19 protein-coding genes are annotated in these 20,274 nt (G+C 65.5%); 8 read left to right on the forward strand and 11 right to left on the reverse strand.

All coding sequences use genetic code 11. The features are described from left to right. Positions 1-34 precede the first annotated feature (34 nt). Positions 35-910: a helix-turn-helix transcriptional regulator gene (locus HCA61_RS07515; protein WP_240959036.1), complete on the reverse strand. Its 876-nt coding sequence runs from the start codon at positions 908-910 to the stop codon at positions 35-37. 102 nt (positions 911-1,012) lie between these two features. On the opposite strand from HCA61_RS07515, the gene HCA61_RS07520 reads away from it, so the two are divergent. After that, entirely contained in the window at positions 1,013-1,738 is a 726-nt protein-coding gene (locus HCA61_RS07520; RefSeq protein ID WP_169687558.1) for an SDR family NAD(P)-dependent oxidoreductase, read from the forward strand. On the opposite strand, the gene HCA61_RS07525 is transcribed toward HCA61_RS07520, so the two are convergent. From HCA61_RS07525 to HCA61_RS07535, 3 genes are read right to left on the reverse strand one after another with little or no spacing between them, the layout of a single operon-like run. Then, on the reverse strand, positions 1,717-2,361 hold the full coding sequence (locus HCA61_RS07525) for a TetR family transcriptional regulator (protein WP_169687559.1): 645 nt from the start codon (positions 2,359-2,361) through the stop codon (positions 1,717-1,719). The two genes, HCA61_RS07520 and HCA61_RS07525, sit on opposite strands and share 22 nt — an antisense overlap. Beyond that, positions 2,358-3,113: an ABC transporter permease gene (locus HCA61_RS07530; RefSeq protein ID WP_169687560.1), complete on the reverse strand. Its 756-nt coding sequence runs from the start codon at positions 3,111-3,113 to the stop codon at positions 2,358-2,360. Before HCA61_RS07530 ends, HCA61_RS07525 begins: the two co-directional genes overlap by 4 nt. A 2-nt stretch (positions 3,114-3,115) precedes the next feature. Continuing rightward, entirely contained in the window at positions 3,116-3,847 is a 732-nt protein-coding gene (locus HCA61_RS07535) for an ABC transporter ATP-binding protein (protein ID WP_169687561.1), read from the reverse strand. A gap of 124 nt (positions 3,848-3,971) precedes the next feature. On the opposite strand from HCA61_RS07535, the gene HCA61_RS07540 reads away from it, so the two are divergent. From HCA61_RS07540 to HCA61_RS07550, 3 genes are all read left to right on the forward strand, one after another. Then, positions 3,972-4,550 (forward strand): hypothetical protein, encoded by a 579-nt coding sequence (locus HCA61_RS07540; RefSeq protein ID WP_169687562.1) that lies wholly within the window; start codon positions 3,972-3,974, stop codon positions 4,548-4,550. A gap of 200 nt (positions 4,551-4,750) precedes the next feature. Next, complete coding sequence (locus tag HCA61_RS07545) at positions 4,751-6,652, forward strand: ABC transporter ATP-binding protein (protein ID WP_169687563.1); 1,902 nt, start codon at positions 4,751-4,753, stop codon at positions 6,650-6,652. Beyond that, a complete protein-coding gene (locus HCA61_RS07550) occupies positions 6,649-7,170 on the forward strand; it encodes a DUF664 domain-containing protein (RefSeq protein ID WP_169687564.1) in 522 nt (173 codons plus the stop codon). Before HCA61_RS07545 ends, HCA61_RS07550 begins: the two co-directional genes overlap by 4 nt. A gap of 21 nt (positions 7,171-7,191) precedes the next feature. On the opposite strand, the gene HCA61_RS07555 is transcribed toward HCA61_RS07550, so the two are convergent. After that, entirely contained in the window at positions 7,192-9,042 is a 1,851-nt protein-coding gene (locus HCA61_RS07555) for a DEAD/DEAH box helicase (RefSeq protein ID WP_169687565.1), read from the reverse strand. Between the two features lie 243 nt (positions 9,043-9,285). Between HCA61_RS07555 and HCA61_RS07560 the strand changes: the two genes are divergently transcribed. Further along, positions 9,286-9,900 (forward strand): phosphoribosyltransferase family protein, encoded by a 615-nt coding sequence (locus HCA61_RS07560; protein WP_346777510.1) that lies wholly within the window; start codon positions 9,286-9,288, stop codon positions 9,898-9,900. Between the two features lie 169 nt (positions 9,901-10,069). Next, positions 10,070-11,872 carry a long-chain fatty acid--CoA ligase gene (locus HCA61_RS07565; protein ID WP_169687567.1) on the forward strand — a complete coding sequence of 601 codons (1,803 nt, stop codon included), beginning with the start codon at positions 10,070-10,072 and terminating at the stop codon, positions 11,870-11,872. A 92-nt stretch (positions 11,873-11,964) separates the two neighbouring features. On the opposite strand, the gene HCA61_RS07570 is transcribed toward HCA61_RS07565, so the two are convergent. The 3 genes from HCA61_RS07570 to HCA61_RS07580 are packed head-to-tail and all read right to left on the reverse strand — an operon-like array spanning position 11,965 to position 14,485. After that, positions 11,965-12,588 (reverse strand): alpha/beta fold hydrolase, encoded by a 624-nt coding sequence (locus HCA61_RS07570; RefSeq protein ID WP_169687568.1) that lies wholly within the window; start codon positions 12,586-12,588, stop codon positions 11,965-11,967. 32 nt (positions 12,589-12,620) lie between these two features. Beyond that, a complete protein-coding gene (locus HCA61_RS07575) occupies positions 12,621-13,826 on the reverse strand; it encodes an amino acid deaminase/aldolase (RefSeq protein WP_206039825.1) in 1,206 nt (401 codons plus the stop codon). A 17-nt stretch (positions 13,827-13,843) separates the two neighbouring features. Then, positions 13,844-14,485: a TetR/AcrR family transcriptional regulator gene (locus HCA61_RS07580; protein WP_169687570.1), complete on the reverse strand. Its 642-nt coding sequence runs from the start codon at positions 14,483-14,485 to the stop codon at positions 13,844-13,846. A gap of 69 nt (positions 14,486-14,554) precedes the next feature. Here HCA61_RS07580 and HCA61_RS07585 point away from each other — a divergent pair, with 69 nt between their 5' ends. Further along, a complete protein-coding gene (locus HCA61_RS07585; RefSeq protein ID WP_346777511.1) occupies positions 14,555-15,865 on the forward strand; it encodes a D-arabinono-1,4-lactone oxidase in 1,311 nt (436 codons plus the stop codon). A 13-nt stretch (positions 15,866-15,878) separates the two neighbouring features. Here the strand turns inward: HCA61_RS07585 and HCA61_RS07590 are convergent, their stop codons facing one another. The 3 genes from HCA61_RS07590 to HCA61_RS07600 all read right to left on the reverse strand — a co-directional run bounded on the left by HCA61_RS07590 (position 15,879) and on the right by HCA61_RS07600 (position 19,550). Beyond that, positions 15,879-16,835 (reverse strand): adenosine deaminase, encoded by a 957-nt coding sequence (locus HCA61_RS07590; protein WP_240959037.1) that lies wholly within the window; start codon positions 16,833-16,835, stop codon positions 15,879-15,881. 130 nt (positions 16,836-16,965) lie between these two features. After that, the gene (locus HCA61_RS07595; RefSeq protein ID WP_169687572.1) at positions 16,966-18,021 is read right to left on the reverse strand and encodes an AMP-binding protein; all 1,056 of its coding nucleotides are present in this window, start codon (positions 18,019-18,021) and stop codon (positions 16,966-16,968) included. A gap of 44 nt (positions 18,022-18,065) precedes the next feature. Further along, positions 18,066-19,550 (reverse strand): MFS transporter, encoded by a 1,485-nt coding sequence (locus tag HCA61_RS07600; protein WP_308198754.1) that lies wholly within the window; start codon positions 19,548-19,550, stop codon positions 18,066-18,068. A 38-nt stretch (positions 19,551-19,588) separates the two neighbouring features. On the opposite strand from HCA61_RS07600, the gene HCA61_RS07605 reads away from it, so the two are divergent. Next, positions 19,589-20,269, forward strand: a complete 681-nt coding sequence (locus HCA61_RS07605; RefSeq protein WP_169687573.1) for a GNAT family N-acetyltransferase — start codon at positions 19,589-19,591, stop codon at positions 20,267-20,269. Positions 20,270-20,274 lie beyond the last annotated feature (5 nt).

Raw genomic sequence — 20,274 nt, forward strand, 5'->3', positions numbered from 1 at the left:
CTCTCAGTGTCCGACCACTGTCACGACCGGGCCGTCACGATCGCGCCGAATCGCCTGCCCACTCGTGAACACCCAGAACCCGTAGCAACGCGAGCGACTCCGCAGCGTGTGTACCGGGTGCAGCCGAATACACGATGACCGATTGATCGACATCCGGGATGTGCAGGGCGTCGCAGTCGAGAACGATCAGGCCCAACGCGGGATGATTCACCGTCTTCGTGTGGTTCCGCCACCCGCCGACGGTGCCCTTGTCCCACAACTCGGCGAAGTGTGCCGACTCGGTTCGTAATTCATGCACGAGCGCGGTCAGGCCTGTGTCGTCAGGGTAGCGGGCAGCCGCAGACCGAAGACTCGCGACCGACTGCTCCGCCGTCGCCTCGAATTCCTCCTCGGTGGCACCGACCGTGCTCATCCGAGGATCCGCTGGATCGGGGAGAAACCGCAGTCGGTTGATGTTGCGACGATGCGATGGCATCGCCGACCAATCGCCCTGCAGCGCAGACGCCATCGCGTTCCACGCGAGGACATCACCCTTCGCGCTCATCACCACGACGGGCAGGTCTGCGAACCTGTCGATCAGGCGCAGCACGCTGGGCCGCACATGCATGTCGATCACGCCCGGGCCGGGAGGCGCAACACCTGCCAGATGGAACAACTGGTTGCGTCCGTCGAGATCGAGTCGTAGCGCCCTGGCCAGTGCTCCGAGGACCTGCGCTGACGGAACCGATCCGCGCCCCTGTTCGAGCCGGACGACGTAGTCGACACTGATCCCCGCGAGCATCGCCACCTCCTCGCGGCGCAACCCGGGCGTGCGACGGTGCACACCTGACGGCAGACCGACCTCGCCCGGCGTGATCAGTTCGCGAGCACGGCGCAGCACGGCCGCCAGCTCGGTGCGGTTGATCGCCATGGAATCCAGCATGACGTCTTGTCGTGGCATATGGGTAGTACGGTCGATCCCACGATCGTCCGGCCCTGGTAGAACGCGAACCAGCGGGCGACCGTGGTCGACATGACCACTCACATTGCATCCACAGTCCTCGTCACCGGCGCCACCGGAGGCCTCGGCGCCGAAACCTGCCGTCGTCTTGCCGCCGCCGGACACCCCGTCTGGATGGGCGTGCGCAATCTCGAAGCCGGACACGATGTTGCGGGGAAGATCAGAGCCGACAACCCCGACTCCGATGTCCGCGTCGTCGAACTCGATGTCACGAGCGACGACTCGGTCGCTGCCGCCTACCGGGCGGTGTCCGAATCCGGAACCGGTCTCGATGTTCTCGTCAACAACGCCGGTATCGCGGGTAGTGTCGCTGCACCCGCCGACACCGTGCCCGCCGATTTCCTTCCGGTGTTCGGTGTGAACCTCCTCGGGCCGGTCCGCGTGACCCATACATTCCTGCCGCTGCTCCGACAGTCCCCGTCGCCACGGTTGGTGATGGTGTCGAGCGGGATGGGGTCGTTCGCCGTGACGAACGATCCCGCACGGATCGAATCGACGTTGCACGGGCTGGTGTATCCGTCGTCGAAGGCGGCCTTGAACATGGTGACGACGATGTATGCCAAGGCGCTCCCCGGTATTCGGGTCGTGGCTGCCGATCCCGGCTACACGGCCACCGCACTCAACGGCTTCTCCGGCACGCAATCGGTCGAGGAAGGCACCGACGCGATCGTCGAGGCGTGTACCGCTGATTCACCGGCGGGGATGTTCATCGACCGTCACGGATGCGTGCCGTGGTGATCCGATCCGGCGCCGCCGGGTAACTCGCCCGTGAGATAGCGTTGAACTGTCGGCGCGATGATCTCGACGAGTTGCTCGGACGGTAGCGACGCCAACGGCTCGAACCCGAGGATGTAGCGCACGAGCATCACGCCCGTCATCTGGGTTGCCACCAACTCGGCGCGCAACCTGCCTGTACCTTCGGGACGGTCGATTCTGTCCAGTAATGGTTCGAGCGCGACCTCGAGCAGGAACGTCCGGATCAACCCACTGTCGCCGCCCGCGATCTGCGCGCGGAACATCGCGACTGCCGCGTCCCGGTGCGGGGACTCCCACACTCCGATGAGTGCGGAGGCGAGTGCACGACCGAGTTCCTCGACTGGCGTCTCGTATACCGGCGCGAGAACATCTCGAGGATCGACGGGCAGCGCGATGGATGCGGTGAACAGCTCCATCTTCGTGCCGAAGTAGTGGTGTACGAGCGCTGGATCCACACTTGCGCGTGCCGCCACTGCTCGCACGGTCGTCTTGTCGAACCCGTTGGAGGCGAACAGCTCCCGCGCCGAGACGAGTATCGACTCGCGGGCACCCGAGTTACCGGGGCGCCGGCCCGGACGGCGGCCGCCAGGCGATTCGGTGGTCACTCCGTCCGCCGACGCAGTGTCGCAGCGCCGAATGCCAGGGCTGCCGCAGCGAAAGCAGCGACAACGATGAGGTCACGCACCATGACGGCGGTCGTTCCCGGGTTCCTGGTGATCTCCTGCAGCGCTTCCACTGCATAGCTGAGCGGGAGCACATTGCTGATCCAGCGCAGCCAGTCCGGAAGCTGATCGCGCGGGACGAGCAGACCGCACAGCAGGAACTGCGGGATCACGAGCACGGGCATGAACTGCACCGCTTGAAATTCGGTGCGCGCGAAGGCGCTACACAGCAATCCCAGCGACACACCGAGTACCGCGACCAGCACTGCCGTCACGAGCACCCATGCCACCGACCCTGCGCTGGTGACGCCGAGCAGCCAGAACGCCACGGCGCATGCAAGCCCGGCCTGGAGTGCCGCTGCGAGGGAGAACGCGCTGCCGTATCCGGCAAGCAGGTCGAGTTTCGTCAACGGTGTGGTGAGAAGCCGCTCGAGTGTGCCCGAGCTTCGCTCTCGTTGCATCGCAATGGACGTGACCAGGAACATCACGACGAACGGGAGGATCCCGAGCATGGTCACGGCGATCTGATCGAACAGCGAGAAGCCGCCCGGCCCGACGGGTGCGTTCTGGTACATGAAGTACAACAGGATCATCAGCAGACTCGGCACGAACACGATCATGGCCACCGTGCGATGGTCGGATCGGAGCTGCCGAAGAATGCGGGTGGTGGTGGCGGCGTAGATGACGGCGCTCATGATCATGCTCCCGACGAGGTTCGGATCAGATGGAGGAAGGCGTTCTCGAGGCCCGACTCCCCCGTCCGATCACGCAATTCTCCAGGGGTGAGCTGCGCGATCAACCGCCCCTCCCGGAGCAGGACGAGTTCGTCGCAGTGGTCGGCTTCGTCCATGACGTGGCTCGAGACAAGGAGCGTGGTGCCACTTGCCGCCAGAGTTCGGAAGTGCTCCCACAGCTCAGCACGCAAGACTGGATCGAGCCCCACGGTGGGCTCGTCGAGTACGAGAAGCTCGGGGGCTCCGACGAGCGAACACGCGAGCGACAGGCGTCCGAGCTGACCGCCCGAGAGAGCGCTCGCAGCATTGCGTGCGTGGTCGGTGAGACCGACTGCGGCGATCGTGTCGGCCACGGCGGAGCCTCTCCGGCCGTAGAGCGCAGCGAAGTAGGAGACATTCTCGGTGACCGACAGATCGAGATACACGCTCGGCGCCTGGGTGACATACCCGACACGGCGGCGTAGGGCCGCGGACCCCGCAGGCCGCCCGAGCACCGTGACACTGCCGGATTCGACGATCTGAGTGCCGACTATCGAACGCATCAGGGTCGTCTTTCCGCAACCGGACGGTCCGAGCAACCCGGTGATCGAGCCGCGCGCGATCTTCACATTCACGTCTTCGAGTGCCCGGTGGGTGCCGCGCCGGACGTGCAGGTCACGGATGTCGATGGCGGGGGAGGGGGAAGTGTCATTCATGGTCCACTCAATTCACCGAGTGTTGAAATCATCGTGTGTCGCAGTGTGCGACTCACATCCGGCCGCGTCAAGGCCTGACCGCGCCTCCCCCGATCCGGCGATGTCACGCCGTATCATGAGTCGCATGCTTCGCACCCGTCACGCCCTCGCCGTCACCGCCGCCGCGTTGGTTCTCGCGGGGTGCACTGCCAACGGAGACCCCGCGCCCGAACCTGCCGTGTCCATCGAGACCGAGGTCGACGCACCGGATGCTCCGTCGACGATCCCCACCGACACGGCAGACAAGATCTCCCCTGCAGGCGACGGCGCGAAACTCACCGTCACCGATATCCGCACCGGCCGGCATGAAGGCTTCGACCGTGTCGTGTACGAAATGGGTGGGCAGGGCACTCCGGGCTGGCGTGTCGGCTACGTCGACCAGGCGGTGCAGGACGGCAGCGGTCACGAGATCCCCCTCGCGGGCAGCGCCGTGATTCAGGTTCTCATCGACGGTTCGGCGTATCCGTTCGACAGCGGTGTCGAACCGTATTCGGGTCCCAATCCGGTGCTCGGACCGTCGGGAGGATCCGTCGTCGAGGTCAACGGATCGGGTGTCTTCGAGGGCGTGACACAGTCGTTCATCGGGGTGGCCGCCGCAGACACCCCGTTCTCGGTCACCGCCCTCACCGAACCCACCCGCCTGGTGATCGACGTAGCGAACTGAGCTTCACGGAGGTCCCCGACGAGGAGCTCGGGTCCATCGCCGCGAAATGGCCTCCGCGGTCGCATTCGGGTCCAGCGGACGACGTTGTTCTGCTTCTCCCGCGATTCTGTGCAGGATCCTCTGTCAGGACGTGCGCATACGCTTGACCTCGAGCGCGCTCGAGGTTCTAACGTCGAGCGCGACCCGAGGAGGATTCACTCATGAGCATGGAAGTCACGGCGTGGAACGCGATGTACAACGCGATGCATGCCGAGAGCGATCGGCGCCCGTTCTCGCGCGCAACGATGCGCAGAATCGGCGCGTTCGCGCGACCACACCGACGCAACATCTCTGCGTACCTGATTCTGAGTGTGCTCATCGCGGCACTGGGTGTCGCGACACCGGTTCTCGCGGGACGCGTGGTCGACGCGATCGTCGACAATGCCGCATTGTCGGTGATCGTATGGCTGGCGATCGTCATCGCGGCGATCGCGCTGGTCGAGGCCGGATTGGGCATCGTGAACCGATGGCTGTCGTCCAGCATCGGTGAAGATCTGATTCTCGACCTGCGCACAACGGTCTTCGATCATGTGCAACGCATGCCTATCGCGTTCTTCACCCGCACTCGCACCGGCGCGCTCGTGTCGCGGCTGAACAACGACGTGATCGGCGCGCAGCGTGCATTCAGCGACACGCTGTCCGGTGTGGCGGGAAACATCGTCACACTGGTGATCACCCTTGTCGTCATGTTCGGCATCTCGTGGCAGATCACCCTGCTCGCACTACTGTTGCTGCCGATCTTCATCATTCCCGCACGCACGATGGGGGCGAGGCTCGCGCAACTGAGCCGCGAAGCGGCCAACCACAACTCGGTGATGAACACACAGATGACCGAGCGGTTCTCGGCGCCGGGCGCCACGCTGGTCAAGCTGTTCGGACGTCCCGCCCACGAATCATCCGAGTTCGCGGTGCGCGCCCGACGGGTACGCAACATCGGGGTTCGCACCGCGATGCTCCAGACCGTGTTCGTGACCGCCCTGACTCTCGTCTCCGCTCTCGCGCTCGCTTTGGTCTACGGGCTCGGCGGTTTCTACGCGCTACGCGGGCAGCTCGATCCGGGTTCGGTCGTGGCAATGGCCATGTTGCTCACTCGCCTGTATGCCCCGCTGACCGCACTGGCGAGCGCGCGAATGGACGTGATGAGTGCACTGGTGAGCTTCGAGCGCGTCTTCGAAATCCTGGACCTGACCCCTCTGATCCGCGAGATCCCCGACGCGAAGCCGGTTCCGGACGGCCCTGTCTCAGTGGAGTTGCGCGACGTCGGGTTCGCCTATCCCTCGGCCGACAAGGTGTCACTCGCGTCGCTCGAAGAGGTCGCGGTGCTCGACTCGCGCGGCGGTGAGACGGTGTTGCACGACGTGTCGTTCCGCGTCGAGCCGGGCGAGATGGTCGCGCTCGTCGGATCCTCCGGGGCGGGGAAATCCACCATCGCACAATTGATTCCGAGGTTGTACGACATCGATTCGGGGGCTGTGCTGCTCAGCGACACAGACGTGCGCACGTTGACGGCGGATTCTCTCCGGGACACGGTCGGCCTCGTCACCCAGGACGGCCACCTGTTCCACGACACGGTACGCGGGAATCTGCTGCTGGCCCGCCCCGAGGCCACAGAAGAGCAGGTGTGGGACGTTCTGCGCCGCGCGCGGCTCGACGAACTGATCCGAAGCCTGCCGAATGGTCTCGACACGGTCGTGGGGGAACGCGGCTACCGCCTCTCCGGTGGTGAACGTCAGCGACTGACCATTGCCCGTCTGCTGCTGGCTAGGCCGCGTGTGGTGATCCTGGACGAGGCGACCGCGCATCTGGATTCGACGTCCGAAGCTGCTGTGCAGGAAGCACTCACCGAGGCACTCGCGGGTCGTACATCGGTCGTGATCGCTCATCGCTTGTCGACGATCCGGGCGGCCGATGAGATTCTCGTGGTCGAGGCGGGCCGCATCGTCGAACGCGGTAGGCACCAGGAGTTGCTCGCCGCCGGGGGACGCTACGCCGAACTGTATCGAACCCAGTTCGCAGATTCCGGACCGAAGGTGTCCGCGAATGCGCCGATACTTCACCCATGACGACACAGACCGAACGAGAAGCCGAACTGCTGCTGACAATCCTCGGAAACCAGTTCGCCGGACTTCGTGGATCGTTGTCCGGGCTGACCGCCGACCAGGCACGCAACATCCCGAGTGCATCGAAGATGAGCCTGGCATCGTTGCTGAATCATCTGATCGACGGACTCGAGGCCACCATCGACCGGATCTCCGGTGAGCAGAACCGCACCACCGATCCGGTCGAAGCGTGGATGGCCGGATGGAAGGTCGACGACGACGAATCCGTCGCCGGCCAGGTGGCCCGCCTCGACGCCACCGCCGACCGTTTCGCCGAAAGGCTGCGCGCGGAGTCCGACCTCGACCGCATCGTCGCGATTCCGGCGGGGGCTGCGGTCTGGCTCGATCAGGGCGTGCCGTTCACCGTGCGATTCCTGGTGCTACATCAGATCGAAGAGTGGGCCAGGCACGCAGGTCATGCCGACATCATTCGGGAATCGATCGACGGCGCCACCGCCGATGTGCTGGCGGAGGCGCCGTGATCGATTCTCTGTGAGCGACTTTCAGTCGCGGAAGCCTCCACGGCCACCGCGATCGCTGCGGTGGGTGAAGTCGCCGCTGCCGTAGTCCTTACGGCCACCGCGGCGATCGCCCCCGCGGTCTCCGCGGTCGCTTCCACGTCGGTCTCCGCCGCGACGATCACCACCGCGATATGCCCCGGGCCGTCCGCCCGGCGCACCGGTGTCGCGCTGAAGCTGGATCAGCACACCGGAGATCCGTGTGGCGCGCAGCGCCTCGAGGGCCTGCTGCGGCAGGTCCTTGGGAAGCTCGACAAGGCTGTGGTCGGCGCGGATGCTGATGTGCCCGAAGTCGCCGCGGCGCAGGCCACCTTCGTTGGCGATCGCACCGACGATCGCGCCCGGCTGCACTCGGTGCCGCTTACCCACTGCGATGCGGTAGGTCGCCATCTCCTGACCGTCGCGACCGACCTTGGGGCCGTCGTCGAAACGACGGGGCGGACGCTCGCGGGGCTCCCGCTCACGACGAGCCGGGGCGATGGGCTCCGGCTGTTCTTCCATGAGGAACGAATCGCCGTCGCGGGACAACACAGCGAGCGCGGCCGCGATGTCGGCCAGCGGAACATCGTGTTCGCGCTCGTAGTCCTCGATGAACGTGCGGAAGAGCTGTAGGTGCTCGGACGTCAACGCCTCGGTGATCGAGTCGTTGAACTTGGCCACACGCTGTGCATTGACGTCATCGACGCTGGGCAGCTGGATCTCGGTGACCGGCTGGCGGGTGGCCCGCTCGATCGACTTGAGCAGGTGCCGCTCACGCGGCGCCACGAACAGCAACGCGTCGCCGCTTCGCCCCGCACGACCGGTGCGTCCGATGCGGTGAACATACGACTCGGTGTCGTGAGGAATGTCGTAGTTGACCACGTGGCTGATGCGTTCGACGTCGAGGCCACGGGCCGCGACGTCGGTTGCCACCAGGATGTCGAGCGCACCGCTCTTGAGCTGACCGATCGTCCGCTCACGCTGCGCCTGCACAATGTCGCCGTTGATGGCCGCGGCGGAGAAGCCCCGGGCGCGGAGTCGCTCGGCGAGGTCTTCGGTGGCCTGCTTCGTCCGGACGAAGATGATCATCGCTTCGAACGACTCGACCTCGAGGATCCGCGTCAACGCATCGAGCTTGCGCTGGTGCGACACGAGCACCCAGCGCTGGGTGGTGTTCGAGGAGGTCGTGGTCTTCGACTTGACCGTGATCTCCTGCGGATCGTTCAGATACTGCTTCGACAGCCGGCGGATCGCGCCGGGCATCGTCGCCGAGAACAACGCGACCTGCTTGGTCTCGGGGGTGTCGGCGAGAATCCGCTCGACGTCCTCCTGGAAGCCCATCGTGAGCATCTCGTCGGCCTCGTCGAGAACGAGGAACTCGAGCTCCGAGATGTCGAGGGTGCCCTTACTGAGATGATCGATCACACGACCGGGGGTGCCGACGATGACCTGCGCACCGCGACGCAGCCCGGAGAGCTGGACACCGTAGGCCTGGCCGCCGTAGATGGGCAGCACGTGCAAGCCCGGGATGTGGGACGAATACTTCCCGAAAGCCTCTGCGACCTGCAGCGCGAGTTCACGGGTCGGCGCGAGCACGAGCGCCTGGGGCCGCTTCTTCGACGTGTCGATCCGGGAGAGGATGGGCACTGCGAACGCGGCGGTCTTACCGGTGCCGGTCTGAGCGAGACCGACGACGTCCCGACCCTCCAGCAGTGGTGGGATGGTTGCCGCCTGAATGGGCGACGGGGACTCATAACCCACGTCCGAAAGGGCCTTCAGCACACGGTCGTCGATGTCGAGATCGGCAAACGTGAGGGATGCGGTCTCCTGGTCGGGGGCGTTTTCGATTTCACTCATTTGACCAGCAGTTTATCGGATGGCGCGCCGTTTCCGTGCCACACCCACGCAAGAGTGTGCCGAAACACGCCCCGAGCAGGCGTGTGTCGGCACTCATGAGGACCCTCGATCCCGGACTCTACCCGCTGGTAGAGCGGCGGAGCATGCTCACCGTTCCCACCGGGAGAGTCGGCACCGGACCGAACGGGAGAGTCGACACCGGGCGGGGTTCATACTGGGGTGGTGCGGCGGTACTCCTCACGCGTGGAAGCAGGCCGGCGGCTCGCCCGCTCGGTCGAGCATCTCCGTGGAGCAGACACCGTCGTTCTCGCGCTCCCCCGCGGCGGTCTGCCCGTGGCCCGTGAAGTCGCCCGCACTCTCGGCGCTCCCCTCGACGTGCTCGTCGTCCGCAAGCTCGGGGTGCCCTGGCAACCCGAACTTGCCATGGGGGCAATCGCCGAGGGTGGCATCCGGGTCCTCAACGATGAGGTTGTTCGGCTCACCCGGATCGGCACCGAGTCCATCGAAGCCGTGCAGGAGCGCGAGCAGATCGAATTGGAACGTCGTGGTGCACTGCTGCGTTCCGGTCGCGAACGTGTCGCGCTGGACGGGCGCACCGCCGTCGTCGTCGACGACGGCATGGCGACCGGAGCAACCGCGGCGGTCGCATGCATGGCCGCACGCGCCGCCGGTGCCGCAGGGGTGGTGCTCGCCGTTCCGATTGCCTCACCGGAAGCCGTGCGCCGGGTAGGCCGGGACGCGGACGAGGTGATCTGTCCATGGATCCCCAAGGACCACGACTCCGTGGGTGCCGCCTACTCCGACTTCCATCAGCTGAGCGACGACGAAGCCGCCGGAGTCCTGCGCGACAACACGTGAACGACGCGAACCTGAAGTCCGCGTCAAGCTACCTGCGGGTAGCTTTCGTGTCACAGATCACGCACAATGAACCCTGGAACTTCTCAAAACCGGCAGCACGGATGGTGCGAAAGCGGACATTTTGTGATGCAATGCACACCGCAAGTTCAAGAAGATGGAGGGGTCACAGATGGGTGAGATTGCCGTTCCGCAGTCGTTCGCGATTCCGGACGACGTGTCGATGGCAGATTCGGTGTTCCGGCACGAGAAGGAGTCACCCGACTTCGTGCCGTTCGAGCGCCTGATCGACGGCAAGTGGGTTCCGGTCACGGCAGTCCAGTTCGCCGCGGAGGTCCGGGCCGTGGCAAAGGGCCTGATGGCGTCCGGAGTCGAATTGGGCGACCGCGTCGCGATCCTCTCGAGCACCCGCTACGAATGGGTTCTGCTGGACTACGCGATCTGGACCGCAGGCGGTGCCACTGTCGCGATCTACGAGACCTCCGCAGCCGACCAGTCGAAGTGGATCCTCGAAGACTCGGGAACATCCCTGCTCGTCGTCGAGAACACCGAGCAGGCCGACGTCGTTCGCGAGGTCGCCGAGGCTGCCCCGACCGTGCGCGAGCTCCTGCAGATCGATCCGGTCTCGGGTTCGAAGGGCGCAATCGAGGAACTCACCGCGCGCGGCGCTGCACTCACCGACGAGCAGGTGGACGAACGTCGCAAGCAGGTGAACGCGGAATCCGCCGCCACCCTCATCTACACCTCGGGCACGACCGGCAAGCCGAAGGGCGTGCAGCTCAAGCATCGTCACTTCTTCGCCGAGTCGACCGCCGCACAACTCGGACTGCCCGATTCGATGGTGGCCGGACAGCGCACGCTGCTGTTCCTGCCCCTCGCCCACGTGTTCGCCAGGTTGATCTCCTTCGCATCGTTCGACCACAAGGTCACGGTGGGTCACACCTCGGATCTGACGACACTGCTCGACCAGTTCGCCGCGTTCAAGCCGAACTTCATCCTCTCCGTTCCGCGCGTGTTCGAGAAGGTCTACAACTCCGCGAAGCAGAAGGCCTACGACGGCGGCAAGGGCAAGATCTTCGACAAGGCTGCCGAGACCGCGATCGAGTACAGCACGGCACTCGAATCGGGTGGCCCCGGCCTCGTGCTCAAGGCCAAGCACGCGGTGTTCGACAAGCTCGTCTACGGGAAGCTGCGCGATGCACTCGGCGGCAACGCGACCCGCGCCGTGTCGGGCGGCGCCGCTCTCGGCGCGCGCCTCGGGCACTTCTTCCGCGGCATCGGCGTCACGGTGTTCGAAGGCTACGGCCTCACCGAGACCACGGGCGGCATCATCATGAACACCCCGGAACATCAGAAGGTCGGCACGGTGGGACGGCCCCTCAATGGGCATTCCGCGAAGATCGCCGAGGACGGCGAACTGCTCCTCAAGGGACCCGTGGTCTTCGACGGCTACTGGCAGAACGACGCGGCCACCGCCGACTCGATCCGTGACGGCTGGTTCCACACCGGCGATATCGGCACGATCGATGCCGAGGGATTCATCTCGATCACCGGACGCAAGAAGGAACTGCTCGTCACAGCAGGCGGCAAGAACGTCGCACCCGCGATCCTCGAGGATTCCCTGCGTGCGCATCCGCTGATCAGCCAGGTTCTCGTCGTCGGTGATTCGAAGCCGTTCATCGGCGCACTCATCACCATCGACTCGGAGACCCTCCCGGGCTGGCTCGAACGCCACAACCTGCCTGCGGGCACCGCGATCGCAGACCTGATCAAGAACCCCGACCTGATCGCCGAGATCGACTCGGCCGTGGCGGCCACGAACGCCAAGGTGTCGAAGGCCGAGGCGATCAAGAAGTACCGCATCCTCGAGACCGACTTCACGATCGAGACCGGCGAGCTGACCCCGACACTCAAGCTCAAGCGCAACATCATCCACGACAAGCACGGTTCGGCAATCGAGGCGATCTACGCCTGATCCGCCGGCCCGACCGGGCACTGCACGAACGAGGGTGCCGTCCACTCGCCTGGCCGAGATGGACGGCACCCTCGTTCGTCCGCAGGAAGCGTTCAGGGCTGCGCGGTGACGTCGAGGACGAACTCTGCGATGTCACGGGTGACGGCACGATGGACCGGTTCGTGAAGCAGATCGTGCCCCGCGTCGGGATACTCGTCGAACTGCAGATTCGGGACCTCCATGGCCCATGCCCGCACCGGTTCTACGGGGGCGAGCCGGTCGTCGAGGCCGTGCACGGCGAGGACGGGCAGACCAGATCGGACGAGTGCCCGAGCGAACTCCGGTCGTGTCGCCGAGCGCGGAGTCCCACACAGGACCGCGGCCCGGAAGCGGACGGCGTCGGTGCGCAGCAACGCGAGCGCAGACGCCGCACCGAGCGAATGTCCCATCAGCACAAGCGGGATCCCGGCGTTCTCCGCGATCACCGTCAATTCGGACAGATCGGCCGCGTGGGACTCGACGGACCCGGGCGCATCGAGTTCGCCCTCGGACAATCCGTGCCCGGCCAGGTCGATGCCCCACAGTGCGATACCGCGGGCACCGAGCCCCGCCGCGAAACGGTGGTAATCGGCGGTGTGCTGCCGGAATCCGTGTGCAAAGACGACGCCCACCGACGCATCGTCGATATTCCAGGTGCGGTAGTGGATGCGGCCTGCGGCCCCGTCGAAGAACGGCATGGGTGCATTATCCGCTCACCACCGCCGATCGTTCACCAGCAGTGTCCCTCGCCCCGGTAGGTGGGAACGGCAGTGCGGGCACCGGCCTCGACGACGTGGATCTGCGCGAATCTCTCGCACAGCTCTCCTGCCTTCGCATGCCTGAACCACACCCGCCCTCCGATCGGGACATCCGCTGCGGAGCGGCCGTGCACCGGGGTCTGCACTTCGCCTGCACCCTCGTTACGTAGAAGCTTCAGGCCTGCGGGCCGGATCGGCCGGGGAACACGGCTTGCGCCCGGTGGTCCCGACGCGATGTACCCGCCGCCGAACAGGGTGGTGATCGACGGTGCGGGCTTGCGGACAGCGGACAATGCGAAGAACAACGAAGGATTCGGTGTGAAGGCGTCGTAGGTGTCGAACAGTGTCGGTACGTACAGGCCGGACCCGGCGGTGACCTCGGTGACCACCGGGTCGGCCGAACTCACCTCGAGCGAGCCGGTGCCGCCGCTGTTGACGATCTCGAGATCCCCGGAGACGGCACGGACCGCCTCGACCACGTCGCCGCGCCGTGTGGCGAGCTCCTTCGCCGACATCTTCTTGACCATCCGGACGGGCAGCGACGAATCGGGCAGTCCTGCGATCTGCGCCTCGTAGAACATGACTCCGACGACGTCGAAATTGCCTGCCACCGCGATCCGCGCGAGTTCCGACGCCTGATCGGGGGTGCGCAACGGTGACCGCCGCACCCCGAGGTGTACCGGGCCGACACGCAGCGATGCATCCACATCGAGACACACTCGAGGTCGGACCGCCCCGGTACCCATGGAATTTCGGATCAGATCCAATTGGGCGGGAGCATCGATCATGAGGACCACGGATCCGAGCGCGACGGGGTTCGCTGCGAGTTCCGCGAGCGCCGCCCGGTCGACGGTCGGATATCCGAGCAGGATGTCGCGGGCACCGCGTTCGACGAGCCACAGCGCTTCGCGCAACGAGTACGCCATGATCCCGCGGAATCCGCCCTGCGCCGTGAGACCGGCGCCGAGCACCTCCTCGAGCACAGCCCGGCAACGCACCGACTTACTCGCGACCCGCACCGGCGTGCCCGACGCGCGACGGACGAGATCGGCTGCGTTGTGCCGCAATGTTGTCAGGTCCAGTGCTGCGAACGGTGGATCCAGATCCGACGTCGCCGCATCGAGACGGTCGAGAACAGCGGTGTTGCCGGGTACAGCGGTACTCAATGGTTGTCCCATCGGTGTGGAGGTGCGGGTCATGACCTGTCGACGGCGCGGGCCGCGATGATCGCCGCCATATCGTCGAGTTCGCTGACGATCGAATCGCTTTCCCGGTCGACGAGCCAGCGCAGCGTGAACCCGTCGATGAGTGCGAGCGCGGTACGCGCCACCGATTCGATCGGCTCCGTCCACATCGTCCCGGTCTGCTCGGCACATGCTGTCAGGAACGCGTGCGCCTGCTCGTCCATGATGCGGTACTGCTGCATGGCGATGTCGCCACCGAGCGCGCCCGCATTGCGGTGACGAAGCGAGTAGGTGGTGATCTCGTAGGTGAGAAGTTGACGGCCCGCGGTCGCCTCGATCGACGGCCACGCAGCACTGAGTCCTTTGAACAGCAGTTCCCGCAGACCACGAACACCCTGCGGCGCCGGTTCGTGGTTGGGGATGTCGAACGCGGTGCGCATGGTGTCGGCAAGTTGCTGAATCAGACTGTCGGCCATCGCGACGACGAGGGCTTCCTTGCTGTCGAAACAGTAGTGCACCACCCCCAGCGACACCCCGGCATTCTCCGCAACCGCCCTGACGGTGACCGCGCCGACGCCACCCCTTTCGGCGAGTTCCAGTGCAGATTCGACGAGTTGGGTTCGACGCTCGTCCGCAGGCAACCGGTTCGACATGTCCCGATGGTAGTTCGAGACACGCGCCGAAGCGGGTTATTGACCTGAACGCGTGTCCAGGTCGATCATGTGGAGATGGCGACCTGGCACAACTGGGCACGGACCGAGCACGCGAGCCCGCAACAATTCGACACACCGGGCAGCACACCCGAACTCGCAGCAGTGATCGTGCGCGCCGCCGAACAGGATCGGCGAGTCAAAGCCGTCGGCGCCGGTCATTCGTTCACCGGTGTCGCGGTCACCGACGGCACTCTGGTCTCACTCGACCGGATGACCGGGATCGAGGCAGTCTCACCCACCGACACCGGCGCGCTCGTGAGCGTACGGGCCGGGACGCGCCTGCACGAGCTGAGTGAAGAACTGTGGTCACTCGGTCTCGCGTTGCCCAATCTCGGCGACATCGACGTCCAATCCGTCGCCGGAGCGATCTCCACCGGAACGCATGGAACGGGCACGAATTTCACCGGCCTCTCCGCGCAGGTTCGGGCGCTGACCACCGTGCTCGCCGATGGATCGATCGTCGAGTGTTCGCCCGAGCACAACCCCGACCTGTTCGAGGTGTCCCGGCTCGGGATCGGGGCCTTCGGCATTCTCTCCAACGTGACATTCGAGTGCGTCTCCGCGTTCCGCCTGCGTGCCCATGAGACGCCCTCCTCGCTGAGTGAGACGCTCGACAGCCTCGACGACCGGCTTCGCGCCGACCATTTCGAGTTCTACTGGTTCCCTCACACCGATGGCGTGCTCACCAAAACCAACACGCGGCTGCCCGGAGCCACGCCCGTCGACCCCGTCGGTCGGATACGAGGATTCGTCGACGACGAGATCCTCTCCAACGGCGTGTTCAACGCCTTCCAGCACCTGGGAACCCGGGCACCCTCGTTGATCCCCCGACTCAATTCCGTGTCGGCGCGCGCGCTGTCGGAGCGCACCTACACCGATCGCAGCCACCGGGTGTTCGCGTCGAATCGGCGTGTGCGGTTCAAGGAGATGGAGTACGCGATACCGGTCGAGGCGCTACCCGCGGTCCTGGAGGACATCGCCACCTGGCTGAGCCGCACCGAGCTGCGGATCGGGTTTCCGATCGAGGTGCGTTTCGCTGCCGCGGACGACGTCTGGTTGTCCACCGCCCATCGGCGCGCCACCGCCTATGTCGCGGTGCACCAGTTCCATCGAGGCGAGCATCGCGAGTACTTCTCGGCAGTCGAGGCCATCGCACGATCCGTCGGCGGACGCCCTCACTGGGGCAAGCTGCACAGCCTCACCGCCGCCGAACTGAGCGAGGCATATCCCCGATTCGACGACGTCCTCGCAGTGCGCGACCGCGTCGATCCGCAGCGCATGTTCGACAACGCCTGTCTACGACGTGTACTCGGTGCGTAGTACCGGATCGGAATCAGAGGAATGCTGCGCGCATCGAGTTGCGCGCCAGGACCGCTCTTTCCTCGTCCGTCAAGCCCAGGTGCTCTCGCAGAGCGGTGAATGCGTCGTCCACATACCCGCCGAAGTAGGCCGGATCGTCGGAGTTCACGCTCACCGACAATCCCGCTTCGAGCATGCGGCGCAGCGGATGATCGGCCAGCGTATCGACCACTCGCAACCGGACGTTCGACAACGGACACACCGTCAACGGGATCTGCTCTTCCACAAGACGTGCGACGAGATCGGGATCCTCGAGTGACCGGATGCCGTGGTCGATGCGCTCGGCGCCGAGGAGATCCAGTGCCTGCCGGACGTACTCCGGCGGTCCCTCCTCGCCGGCATGCGCAGTGATGCGCAGTCCTTCCGCGCGAGCACGGGCGAACACGTCCTCGAACAGTGACGGCGGATACCCGACCTCCGCCGAGTCGAGTCCGAGGGCGATGATCGGGGCCTGCATCTTCATCAGGTCTGTGAAGGTGTCGTTCGCCTCGGCCACCGGGCGATCGCGCACAATCGACGCGATCATCGCCGCGTCGAGCCCGTACTCGCGCTGCGCACCGGCAGCGGCGTCGGCGAGACCGTCGACGACCTCGCGCAACTCCACTCCACGTGCGGTGTGGGCCTGCGGATCGAAGAAGAACTCGACCCGCGTGACACCCGCCCGCGCCGCCCTCGCGAAGTAAGCGCGAGCGAGATCGGCGAAATCCTCTGCGGTGCGCAGGACTTCCATGTTGGCGTAGTAGAGGTCGAGGAACGACACGAGGTCGCCGAACTCGTATCGCCCGCGCAGATCATCGAGGTCCCGGTACGGAAGCTCGATCCGATTGCGTTCCGCGAGAGCGAAGATCAGCTCAGGTTCGAGGGTTCCCTCGATGTGCACGTGCAGTTCCGCCAAGCCGTGCTCGTGCAGGACCGCGCCTTCCTCGACCAATGCCCCATCGCCTTTCCAAGCGGGTGTGTGCCTCTCCGTGAAGGCAATGCACCCTCATACGGCTCCGAGAAATGATACCTGACCTGCGAAAGCGCTCCAGGTCACAAGTACTGCGGCCCAAGGTCGTACGTCACGACACCAGTACCGCGACAGGGTTGACGAAGCCTGCAGCGTCGATGGACACCTGGTCGCCGGTGCGAAACCAGCCGTCGTCGAACATCTCGGCAGTTGCTGCCGGGTTGTTCCAGTAGCCGCGGGCGACGCTCGGTCCGCGGCACAGCAGTTCTCCCCTCCCCTGCTCGGCCTCGGGGCCGAGCAACGCGACCTCGATTCCACCGAAGGGCACACCGACACTGCGCGGATGTCCGCGGCGATGCTCCGATGGAAGCAGCAGACCGATTCCTCCGGTCTCCGCGACACCCCACCCACGAATGCAACGTGAAGCCGGGAACGAGGCGCGAAGGTGTCGCCACGGCACGCGGGTCCCTCGCGCGCCCGCCGCGACGGCGGTCCCACCGAACGCGAGGGTCGGGAGCAACTGCACGCTGCATCCCACCGCGGTGGACAGCGGCGCGGTGATCACGGTGCGTCCGGGCTCGTCCGCCAGGTCCATGGCATGTCCGACGGCCTCGATCGTTGAAAGAACGTTCCTGTTGGTCAGTTCCACGCCGCGCAGGTCACCGCCACAGCCTCGGACGTAGTAGAGCAGTGCGAGCTCGTCGGGCGAGGCACCGCCGTCGAGGAACGGAACTCCCTCGGGAAGGGGACCGTCCAGGATGAGCACCGCTCCGCTGTCGAATGCCATCCAGTCGATCTCGGTGTCGCTGCACGTGGGATCCGGTAGGACCGGCACACCACCGGCGAGTACGACCCCGAGGAATGCGCGGAGCCACTCGAAGCCGTTCGGATGATGCACCAGAACTCGGTCGGCGGGACCGACGCCCTGATCGAGGAGCCCTCCCGCCACCTTCGCCGCTTCGGTCCACAAGTCGCGGTAGGTGATCGTGTGGCCGTCCGCGTCCACCGCAGCGACACGTTGCGAATACCGCAATGCACTGCGATCGAGCATTTCGGCAAGGCACGGTTCGAGATCGTCGTAGTGCAGAATCCCTCCGCAACGGTGCATCGCGCGCTCACTCTGCAGCCAGTCCGCCCGCGTGGATATTCCGACGACTGCCAGCGACATTGCCACCTCCCAACACCGTCCGTGCTTGCACTATATGGCGTGGGTCACATTCTGGCCGGAGAACTGGGTTCCTCGATACCCCGGATCTCGACCCGCGGGGGACGTGCGAAACACGCCGAAGCGAGGAAACCCAGCGTCAATGCCGCCGCGGGAAGCCACATCGAGTGCGCCATCGACACCGCGTACGCCTCACGTATCGAGCCGGGCAGTTCGTCGATGCTGTCCCGCTGCAACAACCCGCTTCCCAGACCGCGCCTGGACAACGACGCAGCCATCACCGCTGCCATCGCCGCGCTGCCGAGGACCGCACCCAACTGCCGGGTGGCGTTGTAGACGCCGGAACCCGCGCCCGCCAGCCGGGGATCGAGGTTGCGGGTGGCTGTGGTCGACAGCGTCGACCAGACGCCCGCCGATGCGAAACCGGTCAGTCCGATCGGCATCAGCAACTGCCACAGGTGCGCGTCCGGAGTCATTGCCAGCGAGAGCCACACGAACGCAACGGCCAGCAGCGCGAAACCGGGGCCCGCGACATACCGCGGGTGTACCCGATCGACGAGGCGTCCGACGAAAGGTGCGAACGCACCGCTCAACACCGCCATCGGAATCATGAGCAGCGCCGACTCGGTGGGATCGAGCCCACGGACATCCTGCGCATAGAACATCAGCGGAAGCATGAAGGCAGTGATCGCGAAGCCGATCGACGCAATCCCGATGTTGGCAAGTGCAAAGTTCCGATCGCGGAACAGCGTCAGCGGCACGAGCGGTTCGTCCCGCCCCAGCGACTGATACCACACGAAGATCACCAGAAATACGACGCCGATGCCGACACTCGTCCACACATTCGACGACCACGGGCTCTCGCCTGCCCCCTGAAGTCCGAACACCAGGAAGAACATCCCGACGCCACTGAGCACCACCCCCGGCACATCGAATCGGTGGGCCTGAGTCGGGAGGGCGGGCACGAATCGGAGAGCCAGCACGAAACCTGCCAGTCCGATCGGAATGTTGACGAAGAAGATCCATTCCCAGCCGAACCCGTCGACGAGCACCCCACCCGCGAGCGGCCCGACGAGCGTTGCGACCCCGCCGATCGCACCCCAGATGCCCATCGCCATGCCTCGCCGGTCCGACGGAAAAACACGGGTGATCACCGCCATGGTCTGCGGAGACATCAGCGCCGCCCCGAACCCCTGCAGCACACGCGCCGCGATGAGCGTCTCGATCGAAGACGACATCCCGCACCACAGCGACGCGAAGGTGAATACCACCAGACCCGACAAATAGATTCGGCGCTGCCCGAACCGATCGCCGAGACGGCCGGTGATCATCAGCGGCACCGCAAACGCGAGCAGATAGGCGCTGGTGACCCACACAACGCTCTCGAGGTCGGCTTCCAAGGCTCGCATGATCGCCGGGTTCGCCACCGACACGATCGTGCTGTCGACCAGAATCATGAAGAATCCCAGGCACAATGCGGTGAGTGCCGCCCAGTGAGCGTCGGGTACGGCGGGCTCGTCCCCTGATCTCACAGCACATCCTCTCCCCGGTCCGGGGATACGGTATCCGTGTGGATCACCATCTCTCGAGCATCGCGGCCCTCGCGTGGTGCCGCGAACTCGGACTCGCCGACGACGCCCTCTCCCCCGGTGTCCTCGTGACGAAAGTGGACGATACGGCCAATACGGTCCGAGTGCTCAGCATCGGCGACACTCTCGCGGTGGTGGGCCCCGAACCCGCCCTGTCCGCCGTCACCACCCTCGCTGCGCCCGCAGACGAGCGCGCCGTGCGCGCTGCAGCCGGAGGTTACGCGGCCCGCACCGAAGTACTCGGTCTGTGTCCGGAGTGGACAGATGCGATTCGCGTCGAGAATCCCTTGATCTCGCACGACCCGGCGGACCTCGCCGAACTGGTTCGACGCTGTCCGCCCGATGACAGCACCGAACTCGGCGCGGATGTACCCGATCGCGCATTCGTCCTGCTCGACGACGACCACCAGCCGCTCGCCGCCGCGAGCTACCGCGAATTTCAGTCGCTCCTTGCTGATGTGCGGGTCCTCACGACACCGGAGCATCGACGTCTCGGGCTCGGCGCCACGGTAGCGACGCTCTGCACGCACGACGCACTCGATGCGGGCCTCATCCCTCTGTGGCGAGCTCGCCGCGACAATTTTTCGGCACGTGGGCTCGCCGCGGTGTCGGGGTACGCCGAATGGGGCACCCTCATCACAGTGCATCTTTCGGCTCGGTAACCGGT

Origin of the sequence: Rhodococcus sp. HNM0563 (assembly GCF_012726195.1) — a bacterium.
Classification (GTDB): Bacteria; Actinomycetota; Actinomycetes; order Mycobacteriales; family Mycobacteriaceae; genus Rhodococcus.